This window comes from Stagnimonas sp. FW305-C-60 (assembly GCF_058782965.1).
In genome coordinates this window covers 434,247-446,295 of the sequence record NZ_JBYSYF010000001.1, presented here as the reverse complement: position 1 = coordinate 446,295, position 12,049 = coordinate 434,247, and the positions used below count along the sequence as shown (strand labels likewise).

7 protein-coding genes are annotated in these 12,049 nt (G+C 69.6%); 6 read left to right on the top strand and 1 reads right to left on the bottom strand.

Going from position 1 to position 12,049, the window contains the following annotated elements:
- The first annotated feature begins 41 nt into the window (after positions 1-41).
- From ttcA to AC3WT6_RS02035, 3 genes are all read left to right on the top strand, one after another.
- The gene (gene ttcA / locus AC3WT6_RS02045) at positions 42-953 is read left to right on the top strand and encodes a tRNA 2-thiocytidine(32) synthetase TtcA (protein WP_492651889.1); all 912 of its coding nucleotides are present in this window, start codon (positions 42-44) and stop codon (positions 951-953) included.
- A gap of 70 nt (positions 954-1,023) precedes the next feature.
- Positions 1,024-2,910 carry an autotransporter assembly complex protein TamA gene (locus AC3WT6_RS02040; RefSeq protein ID WP_492651888.1) on the top strand — a complete coding sequence of 629 codons (1,887 nt, stop codon included), beginning with the start codon at positions 1,024-1,026 and terminating at the stop codon, positions 2,908-2,910.
- The gene (locus AC3WT6_RS02035; RefSeq protein ID WP_492651887.1) at positions 2,907-6,305 is read left to right on the top strand and encodes a translocation/assembly module TamB domain-containing protein; all 3,399 of its coding nucleotides are present in this window, start codon (positions 2,907-2,909) and stop codon (positions 6,303-6,305) included. The genes AC3WT6_RS02040 and AC3WT6_RS02035 overlap by 4 nt, the downstream gene beginning before the upstream one ends.
- Positions 6,306-6,324: 19 nt before the next feature.
- Here AC3WT6_RS02035 and AC3WT6_RS02030 read toward each other — a convergent pair whose 3' ends face one another.
- The gene (locus tag AC3WT6_RS02030; protein ID WP_492651886.1) at positions 6,325-7,470 is read right to left on the bottom strand and encodes a glycosyltransferase family protein; all 1,146 of its coding nucleotides are present in this window, start codon (positions 7,468-7,470) and stop codon (positions 6,325-6,327) included.
- Between the two features lie 179 nt (positions 7,471-7,649).
- Between AC3WT6_RS02030 and AC3WT6_RS02025 the strand changes: the two genes are divergently transcribed.
- From AC3WT6_RS02025 to AC3WT6_RS02015, 3 genes are all read left to right on the top strand, one after another.
- Entirely contained in the window at positions 7,650-8,384 is a 735-nt protein-coding gene (locus AC3WT6_RS02025) for a TerC family protein (protein WP_492651885.1), read from the top strand.
- Between the two features lie 2 nt (positions 8,385-8,386).
- Complete coding sequence (locus tag AC3WT6_RS02020; RefSeq protein ID WP_492651884.1) at positions 8,387-10,780, top strand: PAS domain-containing protein; 2,394 nt, start codon at positions 8,387-8,389, stop codon at positions 10,778-10,780.
- 182 nt (positions 10,781-10,962) lie between these two features.
- Positions 10,963-12,045, top strand: a complete 1,083-nt coding sequence (locus tag AC3WT6_RS02015) for an HD-GYP domain-containing protein (protein WP_492651883.1) — start codon at positions 10,963-10,965, stop codon at positions 12,043-12,045.
- Positions 12,046-12,049: the final 4 nt, after the last annotated feature.

The following is a 12,049-nucleotide window of genomic DNA, read 5'->3' as shown; positions in this document are numbered from 1 at the left end:
CGGCCCTTGGGGTTTCTGGGCCTGGCACGCGGCACGGTAAAATGCCGCCCATGCAAGAAACCCTCGTCGAATTCCCCAGCCGCAAGTCGGCCCCGCCGGCCGAGAAGGCACGGCTGGAGTCCAACAAGCTGGCCAAGCGTCTGCGCCGCAATGTCGGCCAGGCGATCATGGACTACCGGATGATCGGCGAGGGCGACCGGGTGATGGTCTGCCTGTCCGGCGGCAAGGACAGCTACACCATGCTCGACATCCTCCTGCAGCTGCAGGCCAAGGCACCGGTGCGCTTCGAGCTGCACGCGGTCAACCTCGACCAGAAGCAGCCGGACTTTCCCGAGCACATCCTGCCGGAGTACCTCAAGGCCAAGGGCGTGCCGTACACGATCCTGGAGCAGGACACCTATTCGGTGGTGAAGCGCAACATCCCGGAAGGCAAGACCATGTGCTCCCTGTGCTCGCGGCTCCGGCGCGGCGCGCTCTACACCTTTGCCAAGCAGCAGGGCTTTACCCGCATCGCGCTGGGGCATCACCGCGACGACATCGTCTCCACCTTCTTCCTCAACCTGTTCTTCGGCGGCAAGCTCGCCGGCATGCCGCCCAAGCTGCTCTCGGACGACGGCGCCAACGTGGTGATCCGGCCGCTGGCCTATTGCCGCGAGGACGACATCGCCGCCTATGCCGCCGAGCGCGCCTTCCCGATCATCCCCTGCAACCTCTGCGGCTCGCAGGAGCAGCTGCAACGCAAGCAGGTGCGCCGGATGATGGCCGAGTGGGAGCGCGAGTGGCCGGGGCGGGTCGAGACCATCTTCCGCGCCATGTGCAATGTCGCGCCCAGCCAGCTGGCCGACCGCGAGCTGTTCGACTTCGCCAGTCTCGGCGGTGCCGCCCAGGCTGAGCCGGCCGGCAGCTGGCTGGTCGGCGAGGCCGGCGAGACGCCGGTCGCCAGCGCCGCCTGATTCGCCGGCCACGGCCCCGTCGGCGGCGGCGCTGACGCACAATGCCAGGCCAGTCCGCCGCCTACCCCGCATGAGCCTGCCGCCACTCCGCGCCGTCGCCCCCGCCCTGCTGCTGGGGCTGGGACTGTGGCCGGCCTGGGGCCTGGCGCAGGAGTCCTCGGCGCTGCCGCCGGCGGATGCCGCCGCCGGCCAACTGGCCGCCACCGCCGCCGAAGACAGTGCCACGCCGGCAGCACCCGCCGGTCCGGCCAGCGTCGATCCGCCGCGCGCGGCGCCGGTGGAGCGGGTGACGGTGGACTTCCACATCGAGGGCCTGGAAGAGCCGGAGCTGACCAACGCCTACAACTGGCTGGGCTATGTCGCCGAAGACCAGCGCGAAGGTCTGGTGCCCAACCGCCTCAAAACCCTGCACGACGAGGCCGAGAAGAGCATCAGCAAATCGCTGCAGCCCTATGGCTATTACCAGCCGCGGATCAGCAAACGCCTGGAGGGCGGGCCGAAGGACTACTACGCCTATTACCGCGTCGAGCACGGCCCCGTGGTGCGCTGGCTCAAGGCCAAGATCACGCTGACCGGACCGGGTGCCGAGGCTCTGCAGGAGCGGGCGCAGGTGTTGGGGCCACTCAAGGGCTCGCGCCTGCTGCACTCCGAATACGAGGACAGCAAGGACCGGCTGCTGGCCCTGGCCCACGGCGAGGGCTATCTGGACGCCAGCTTCAGCCAGTCCGAACTGCGCATCGACCCCGAGCAGGGCAGCGCGCAGGCGCTGCTGGTGCTGGAAACCGGGCCGCAGTGGCAGTTCGGTGAGGTGCTGATCGAGGGCGACAGCCGTATCGACGAGGATGTGATCCGCCGCTATCTGCGTTTCGCACCCGGCGAGCCGTATTCGCAGCAGAAGCTGCTCGACACCCAGTTTGCGCTCACCGATCTCGACTACTTCGCCAAGGTCGAGGTCGGCGGCCTGCGCGATCAGGCCAGCGAGGGGCGCATCCCGGTGCAGGTGCGCCTTGAGCATTCCAAGTCGCGGCGCGACGACTTCGGCCTGGGCTATGGCACCGATACCGGCGCCCGCGCATCGGTAGGCACCGAGTTCCGCCGCCTCAACCAGCGCGGCCACAAGCTGCGGGTGACGGTGCGTGCCTCGCAGAAGCTCTCCGGCGCCAACGGCGAGTACCGGGTGCCGGTCGGCAACGAGCCGGGCGAGTACGTTGGCCTCTCCGGCGATGCCGGCGAGGAGAACCTGAGCTACGGCGTCGAGCGCAAATACAGTCTGGCCGCCAGCCTCAACCGCCTCGATGGCGACTGGGATCGCCGCTACTACCTCAAGTTCCAGCGCTCGCTGTTCGATTTCACCGAAGGCGAGGACAGCGCGGTGTCGGTGCTGGCACCCGGCCTCACCCTGTCGCGGCAATGGCTGGACGACCCCGCCTACGCCCGCTACGGCTTCAGCTTCTGGGCCGACAGCCACGGCGGCCAGAAGGGCCTGGTCTCCGACGCCAGCTTTCTGCAGGGCCGGGTGCGCCTGAAGGGCGCGCTGCCGCTGTGGCGCCAGGGCCGCCTGCTGGCGCGGGTGGAGATCGGCGCCACCGCCGCCGCAGAGTTCAACAAGCTGCCGCCGGACGAGCGCTTCTTCGCTGGCGGCGACCAGTCGGTGCGTGGCTACAGCTACCAGGCGATCGGCGCCTCGCGCGACGACAACGGCGGCGTCATCGGCGGCCGCTATCTCAACGTGTTCAGCATCGAGGCCGAGCGGGCGATCAAGGGCGCTTTTGGCCTGGCGCTGTTCGGCGATGCCGGCGGCGTCGGTGATTCGCCGGCGCCGGAGCTGCACTACGGCCTTGGCCTCGGCCTGCGCTATCGCGCGCCGTTCGGCAGCGTCACCGTCGATCTCGCGCACCCGCTTGATCCAAACGAGCCGGTGGTGCGCCTGCATCTGGGCGTGCGGGTGGGCCTATGAAAGTCCTGCGCCTGCTCCTCAACCTGCTGCTGGTGAGCCTCTCCGGCAGTCTGGTGCTGGCGGTGGTCGGCCTGGTCTATCTGGGCGTGGCCGGCGCGCCGCTGGCGGCGGACCTGGCGCAGCGCCTGCTGCCGGCCGGCCAGCTACAGATCGCCAAGGCCAGCGGCGGCCTGTTCGGGCCACTGCATCTGGAAGGCCTGGTGTTCGAGAACGCCGCCGCGCGCGTGGAGCTGGACCGTCTCGATCTCGACTGGCGCCCCTCGCGCCTGCGCCTGCGCCAGCTGCGCATCACCCAGCTCGACGCCGGCCATCTGCGTCTGACCCTCAAGCCGACGCCTGCGACGCCGCCGCAGCCCCTGCTCACCCAGCTGCCGCTGCGCCTGCGGGTGGACGACGCGCGGCTGGCGCAGTTCGAGCTGTTCCATAGCGAAGACCCGCCCGGCAGCGAGCCGCTGGCGATCAGCGCCATCGAGGCGCGCCTGGTCTGGCGCAAGGACCACATCCGCATCGAGCGTCTGGCCGCCCGCCATGCGCTCAGCGGCCCGCTGCTGGCCATTGGTGAGCTGGTGCTGGAGCCCGAGGCGCTGCGCTTCGAGCCGCTGCAGCTCAGCGGTCCCGGCCTGGTGGTGGTGCAGGGGCGGCTGGGGCTGATGGGCAGCGAGACTCATCTCGGCCTGGGCGCGTGCAATCTGCGCTGGCCGCTCACCGGGACAGCGCAGGTGGAGATCCCGCAGCTGCGCCTGGGCCTGCACGGCCTGCTGACCGAGACGGTACAGGCGCGCATCGACCTCCAGGGCCGGCTGCGCGCGGCGCTGCCGGCCGGCAGCGAGGCGACCGCGGTGGAAGTGGGTCTGGACGCGGTCGCCAGTCTCGGTGCCGAGGCGCTGCAACTCGAACACCTGCGGCTCGGCGGCCCTGACGACCACGGCGGCCTGACTGCCCAGGGCCGCGTGCAATGGGCGCCGGCGCTGGCGGTGGAAGCCGAGGCCAGGCTGGAGCAGCTCGACCCCGGCCTGCTGTTCCCGGATTTCCCCGGCCAGCTCAACGGCCTGATCGCCGCCCACACCGTCGGCGACCTGGCGCGCCCGCAGGTGCAGTTCAGCGGCCGGCTCGCCGACTCCCAGCTGCGTGGCTATCCGCTGGCGCTGGAACTGCGCGGCAGCGCCGAGGCCCACCAGGGTGAAACCCGGCTGGCGCTGGATAGCCTCGATCTGCGCAGCGGCAGCGCCCGCCTGCAATTGCAGGGCCGGCTGCTGCCGCTGCTCGACGCCAAGGCCGAGCTCGCCGCCAGCGATCTGCGCAGCCTGCTGCCGGAGCTGAGCGGCGCGCTGCAACTCAAGGCGCAGGCGCAGGGCGCGCCGTCCAACCCGGCGCTGCGCGCCCAAGGCAGCGCGCAAAACCTGCGCTACCAGGGCCAGCAGCTGGCGCGCCTGGATCTGAACATCGACTACGACCCCAAGCGTCCATCCAAGGCGGCGCTGAGCGCCGAGGGTCTGGTCAGTGGCGACACCCAGATGCAGCGCCTGAGCCTGAACCTCGACGGCCGCGCCGAGCAGCACCACATCGCCCTCAGCGCGCAGCTGTCGGCGCCCAAGAGCAGCCTGGAACTCGGCGCCGACGGCGGCCTGGATCTCGCCAAACGCCGCTGGCGTGGCCGGCTCGCCAGCAGCCGCCTGCAACCGCCCTATGGCCCGGCCTGGACCCAGGAAGCGCCGGCCGCGGTGCAGGTCGACGCCGCCCTGCAACAGCTGGAGCAGACCTGCTGGCGCATCGACGGCAGCGGCCGCGCCTGCCTCAACCTGCGCCGGGCACCGCCCTTGCAGCATGTTGAAGCCTCGCTCGCCGGCATCCACAGCGCCCAGTTCAACGGCCTGCTGCCGGACGGTCTGGCAGTGGAGACCGTGCTCGACGGCCAGGGCCTGATCGAATTGCGCGGCCGCACGCCGACCCGACTGGAACTGCAAGTGCAGAACAGCGCCGGTCACCTGCGCCTGCCCGGCGCTCCCGATCAGCGGCTGCAGGCGGGCCAGCTGTCGCTGCGCCAGGAGGGTGGCCAGTGGCGCGGTCGCGCCGAGCTGCATCTGGACCACGTTGCCCTCAGCGCCGAGGCCAGCCTGCCGGTGCGCGACAGCGCGCTGACCGAGCTGCCGCTCAGTGGCCGGGTGCGGCTGTCGGTGCCGGAGCTGGGCTGGGTGGAGCCGCTGCTGCCCGGCGTCACCCAGCTGGCCGGCCAGATCCAGGGCGACTTCAGCCTGGGTGGCAGCCTGGGCCAGCCGCTGATCGACGGCCAGTTGGCGCTAGACCAAGGCCAGGCGCACATCGAGGCGGCCGGCATCCTGCTGCAGGAGCTGCGGGCGGAGTTGCGCGGCGGCTTCAACACGCCCTTGCAGATCAGCGCCTCGGCGCGGTCCGGCGAGGGCCGGATCAGCCTGCGCGGCCAGGCCGATCTGAGCGCGCGGACCACCGCGCTCGACATCGACGGCGAGCTGTTCCAGGTCGTCAACCTGCCGGACGCGCGGGTCTGGGTCAGCCCGCAGCTGCACTTCGAGCGCAGCGCCGAGGCGATGAGCCTGAGCGGCGAGGTGCTGGTGCCGCGCGCCGAGATCACCCCGCGCAAGCTTGGTGGTGGCGTGGTCAGCGCCAGCAGCGACCAGGTGATCGTCGGCGAGGCGCCGCGCGAAAAGAGCCTGCCGCTGGCGGCGGCGGTGAAAGTGCGGATGGGCGAGGCGGTGCGCTTTGCCGGCTTCGGCTTGAAGGCGCGCATCGGCGGCGATCTCACCGTACTCGAGCGGCCCGGCACCAGCAGCACCCAGGCCTTCGGCGAGCTGCAGCTGCTGGATGCGGTCTACAAGGCCTATGGCCAGGACTTGCAGCTGTCCACCGGACGCATCCTGTTCAGCGGCCCGATCAACAAGCCGGCGGTGGACCTGCGCGCGGTGCGCAAGCCCAATGACGAGGTCACCGTGACGCTGCATGTGCGCGGCACGCTGGACAAGCCCAGCTTCGATCTGAGTTCCAGCCCGGTGATGACCCAGGAGCAGCAGCTGGGCTGGCTGCTGCTGGGCCGGCCGCTGGAATCGGGCGGCGACTTCTCGGCCGCCGCCGCGGCGCTATCCCTGGGCCTGGCCGGCGGCGACCAGTTGGCCAAGAAGCTGACCCGTGGCCTGGGCATCGACACCATCAGCCTCGGTGCCGAGGCCGGCGAGAGCAGCGATCAGGCGCGCTTCACGGTCGGCAAATACCTGTCGCCTAAGCTCTACGTGAGCTATGGCGTGGGACTGTTCGCCAACGGCAATGTGCTGCGCCTGCTCTACGACCTGGGCAAGGGCTTCAAGCTGCGCACCGAGTCGGGGCAGGAGGCGGGCGGCGACCTGCTGTACTCGCGCGAGCACTAGGGTGCTTAGCGCGCCGCGCTCAGCGGAGTAAGGGACTCTGGGTGGCGGTGGCGACCACCTTGCTGCTGGCGAGCCGCGCCGGCCTGCGACCCGCGGCCGGCTTCAGCTGCGCCAGCTCGTCGATGAAGCGCTTGAGCGTCTGCAAGGCTTCGCCACGGCCGTCCTTGATGCGCCCCTTCATGTTCGAGCGGTAGTAGTCCTCGTTGGCGAGGAAGCGGTCGATGTCGCTGGGGGTGAGGCCGCGCAGGCTGGCCTTCATGCCCACGCCCATGCGCTCGATCAGATGGGCATTGAGGCGCTGTTCGAAGGCGTCTTCCGGGATCGCCAGGATCGGCTTGCCGAAATGCACCGCCTCGCCGATGGTCTGGTTGCCGGCGGTGGAGATCACCGCCCGGCAGCGCGCCAGGTCGTGCACGAACCATTCGTTGCTGGGGGCGCGGAAGTCGAGGTTCTCGACCTTGCCGCGGTGCGGGGTGCCGTAGATCACCACCGGCAGGTCGAGCAGGCGTAGCGCACGGTCGATATGCGGCAGGTACTGGTGTTCGCCCTTGTTGAAGTAGGCGAGCAGAAAGTCGCCGCGGCTGGGCTTGGCGCGCAGCACCTCGTCGCGCAGCATCGGCCCGACGATCTGCACGCCCGGGTACTTGGGCTCGGCCTGGTAGAAGCTGGAGATCAGGATGCGCTCGGGCACGCCCATCGCCGCCCGGTAGCCGATGGCGTCGCGCATGCCCAGATGCCAGAGGTCGGGCGGGAAGTGCGGCTTGCAGTAGGCGAGGATGCCGATGTGGTCGAAGCTGATGCGCGGGATGCCCAGGCGCTTCGCGGCGCGGTGGGTCCAGGCCTCGGAGTCGCTGATCACCAGCTGGATGCCGCGGTCCTTGAACTCGCGCTCGACCTGCTCCATGCCGTGGCCGTGCAGCAGCAGGTCGGCCATCGGCGAAAGGTTTTCGACCACCGTCTTGTACGCCGAGTGGCCGCCGCGCTCGTTGTAGCGGTAGCCGATCATCGGGATGCGCACGGTGGGGAACTTCGGCGCCAGCACCTCGTAGGCGTCGTTGGCGGTGAACACCGTCACCTCGTGCTCCTGCATCAAGGCCGGCAGCACGCTCAGGCTGCGCATGGCGTGGCCGCGTCCGTAACCCATCACTCCGTAGGCAATCCGCATGTCCGGCTCCGATCTTTTTTTACGCCTCGCAGGCTAGATGGCGGTGGTAAAGGCGTCGTGACAGTTCCGGGTCACAGCGATGACGGGCGGATGAACGAACGATGACGCGCCTCCGGCGCGCGGCCCCGGTATCATCTCGGCAGAGCAATCACGCTCGGTAACCCGTTGTAAGACTGAAAGTGGACTTCACCAATCCCGAACTCTGGATCGCCCTGATCACCCTGGCGGCCCTGGAAATCGTGCTCGGCATCGACAACATCATTTTTCTGTCGATCATGGCCAACAAGCTGCCCGAGCATCAGCGCGCCCGCGCCCGCATCATCGGCCTGGCCGGCGCCTGCCTCACCCGTATCGGCTTGCTGATGTCGCTGGCCTGGCTGGCCCGGCTTACCGAACCCCTGTTCGAACTCGCCGGCCACGGTATTTCCGGACGCGACCTGATCCTCCTGGGCGGCGGTCTGTTCCTGCTTGGCAAGAGCGCGCTGGAAATCCACGAACAGGTGGAAAGCACCGACGGCGGCCACGGCCCCGAGGACGTCATCGGCAAGGTCGCCAGCGTCAGCTTCGCCAGCGTGATCGTGCAGATCATGATCCTCGACATCGTGTTCTCGCTCGACTCGGTGATTACCGCCGTCGGCATGACCAACAACGTGCCGGTGATGGTCACCGCCATCGTCATCGCCATCGGCGTGATGATGTTCTTTGCCGGCGCCGTGTCGCGTTTCGTCGAGGAGCACCCGACCATCAAGATCCTGGCGCTGTCGTTCCTGATCATGATCGGCATGGTGCTGGTCGGCGAGGGCATGGGCTTTCATGTGCCCAAGGCCTATGTCTACTTCGCGATGGGCTTCTCGGTGGGTGTGGAGATGCTCAACATCCGCATGCGCAAGCGGCTGCAGAAAACCGCGGGCTGACCGTGCCCCGGCGCGCCGTGGCCGCCGCCGCCGCCCTGCTGCTGTCGGCGACGGCCACGGCTGCGGCGGCGGTGCCGGCGGGCAGCGCCGGGCCGCTGTCGACGATCGGACGCGGCGCCGTCCTCGGCTTTGGCCTGCTGCTGATGCTGGCCATCGTCTGGATACTCTGGCTGCGTGCTGAGATTCGGCAGCGGCGGCTAGCCCAAGAGCGCGCCGAGCAGGCCGAGCGCCGCCTGCGGGAGCTGACCGCCGCCATTCCCGGAGCGCTCTGGCAGTTCCGGCGCGAGCCGGATGGCCGGCAGCATTACAGCTATATGTCCGAGGGCGTCCACCGGATCACCGGCCGTAGCCCGGAAGAGACCAACGCCCTGATGCAGTCGCAGGCCTTCGCCACCGTGCATCCGGAAGATGTCGCGCGGGTGGCGGACCTGATGCAGCGGCTCACCGGCCAGGACGGCCTCGACGAGGAGCGCTACCGGGTGCGCACCGCCGCCGGCGAGTGGAAGTGGATACGGGTCGCGGCCGTCGCCAGCACCGAGCCCGGCGGCGCCCAGGTCTGGAACGGCATCACTCTCGACGCCACCCGGGTGCAGCAGGCCGAGCAGGCACTGAAGTCGGCGCGTCTGCACATGCAGGAGCTGATCGACAGCGTGCCCGGCGCGGTCTGGCGGCTGCGCCTGAGCCGCGACGGCCGCTATCTGGTCGACTACGTCAGCGAGGGCGTCAGCGCCGTTACCGGCCGGCCGGCGGCCGCGCACCTGGGCGATGTCGAGGGCACGCTGTCCACCCTGCTGGCCGAAGACCGGGAGCGGCTGCTGGTGGCGCTGGAGCGCTCGGCGCGGGAGGCCAGCCTACTGCAGATCGAGGTGCGGCTGCGCGCCACCGACGGCAGCCTGCGGCACCTCCTGGTGCGCGCCAATGTCAGCAGCAATGCCGAGGCCGAGCCGGTATGGACCGGCGTGCTGCAGGATCTGACCGAGCAGCGCGGCCTGGAGGCGGCGCTGGCGGCCGCGCGTTCCCGGCTCGACGACATCGTCGCCAATTTTCCCGGCGCGATCTGGCAGCTGCGCCGCGACCGCAGTGGCCGCGAATTCTTCAGCTACCTCAGCGAGGGCGTGGCGCGTCTGGTCGGCCTGCCTGCGGCCTCGCTGCTGGGCTTGCCGGCGAGCGACTTCGAGCAGTGGCTGTCCAGCGAGGATCGCGAGCGGCTGCGCTCGGCATTGGAGCAGGCCGTCGACAGCGCGCAGCCGGTGGCTTTTGACTACCGCCTGCAGACCGGAGAGGGCGACAGCCGCTGGCTGCAGGTCACCGCCACCGGCCGGCGCGAACAAGGCGGCGAGGTGGTCTGGAACGGCGTGGTGCTGGACGCCACCGAGCAGAAGCAGATGGAGCTCGACCTCAAGCGCGCGCGCGCCGCCGCCGAGGCGGCGAACCAGGCCAAGAGCCGCTTTCTGGCCAATATGAGCCACGAGATCCGTACGCCGATGAATGCGGTGATCGGCCTCTCCTACCTGGCGCTCGACGCCGAGCAGGAGCCGGCCAAGCGCGAGCGCCTGAGCAAGATCAACCGCGCCGCCAAGGCCCTGCTGCGGCTGCTCAACGACATCCTGGAATTCTCCAAGCTGGAAGCGCAGAAGCTGCGGTTGGTGCCGGTGCCGTTTTCGCTGACCGACCTGATCGAGGGCCTGCAACTGCTGGCCGGTACCTCGGCGGCGGAGAAGGGGCTGCGCTTCACCATCGAGCTGGCGCCCGGCTCGCCGCGCCAGCTGGTCGGCGATGCGCTGCGCATCCAGCAGGTGCTGCTCAACCTGCTGGCCAATGCCATCAAGTTCACCGATGGCGGCGAGGTGGCACTGCGCATCTGGCAGATGGGCGCGGCCTCGGCACCGGGCGAGCTGGCACTGGCCTTCGAGGTCAGCGACACCGGGATCGGCATGAGCGAGACGCAACTGGCCCGCGTCTTCGAAGCTTTCGAGCAGGCCGACGACAGTGCCAGCCGCCGCCACGGCGGCACCGGGCTGGGCTTGAGCATCAGCCAGGAGCTGGTGCGCCTGATGGCCGGCGAGATCCAGGTACGCAGCCAGCTGGGCGTCGGCACGGTGTTCACCGTGCTGCTGCCGCTGGCGCTGCCCGAGCAGCCGGAGCTGGCCCGCACGCTGGCGCCGGTTGCGGCACCCGGAGTCGGTCTGGGCGATTGCGTGAGCGGCCTGCTGCGGCTGCTGCGCCAGCACGACACCGCCGCCCGCGGCGAGGCGCTGGTGCTGCGCGCGCTGTTGCTGGCCGAGGGGCGCGAGCGCGATCTGGAGCTGTTGGAGCGCCAGCTCTCGGCCTACGACTTCGATAGCGCCGAGCTGGAGTTGCGGCGGCTGGCCCGGCGCTGGGGGCTGCTGGCCTAGGTCTGATGCCGGCGCCCGGTCCGGGTCGCGGCACGGTCCCTGCGTTGCTGTTTGCGCCCGGTTTCCTGCGGCTTTGAACCGCTCCGGGGAGCTTGGGCGCCGATGGTCGGGCCACGCCGAGGCCTACAGTTCTGTAACCTTAAGGTGGTGCTGGTAGTCGTTGATATTCCTGGGAGCAGGCTGTGGAGGCAGATAACCGAAAGTCCACCATCCTGGTGGTCGCCGATGGCGCCGAGCAGGGCGAGGCGCTGCGCGGCCTGATCAGCCGGCTCGGCCCGCAACCCTTGTTCATCGGTCACCCGGAGCTGGGGCCGGTGCTGGAGTTTCTCGACCCGCCGCCGGAGCTGATCCTGGTCGACGCCTCGATTGCCGATTTCGACCCGGCCGGCATCTGCCAACGCTTGCAGCGCAATGTCCGCACCCGCTTCACGCCGGTGCTGTTCTTCAATGCCCCGGCCAATTCCAAGACCGAGCTGGCGGCGTTTGACGCCGGCGCCCAGGACTATCTGCGCGCGCCCTTCGACGTGGCGGTGACCTTTGCCCGCCTGCGCCTGCACCAGCAGCTCTATGCCCAGAAGCGCCAGCTCGCCAGCCTGGTGCAGACCCGCACCCGCGAGGTCGGCAACGTCAACCTGGAGCTGGTGCGGCGGCTGCGCGTCGCCGCCGAATACAAGGACGACGAGACCGGCGCCCACATCCAGCGCATGAGCCGGGTCAGCGCCCTGCTGGCGCGCGCCGCCGGCCTGTCCGAGGCCGAGGCCGAGCTGATCGAGCAGGCCGCGCCCATGCACGATCTCGGCAAGATCGGCATCCCCGACCGCATCCTGCTCAAGGCCAGTCCGCTCACCCCGGACGAATGGCGGGTGATGCGCATGCACCCCGGCATCGGCGCCGGCATCATCGGCAAGCACGACGCGCCGGTGCTGAAGATCGCCCGCCGCATCGCCCTCACCCATCACGAGAAGTGGGATGGTTCCGGCTATCCGCGCGGCCTCAAGGGCGAGGAGATTCCCCTGGTGGGCCGCATCGTCGCCCTGGCCGACGTGTTCGACGCGCTCACCAGCGAGCGCCCCTACAAGCCGGCCTGGCCGGTGGAAAACGCCGTCGCCTATCTGCGCGAGCAGTCCGGCAAGCATTTCGATCCGCGCCTGACCAGCCTGTTCCTGGAACTGCTGCCGGAAGTGGCGAAGATCCGCACCGAGCATCCCGACCGGCCGGCGGCGATGTTCGACATGCGCTCGAGAATGAGCGAAACCCTGGTCTGAGTTC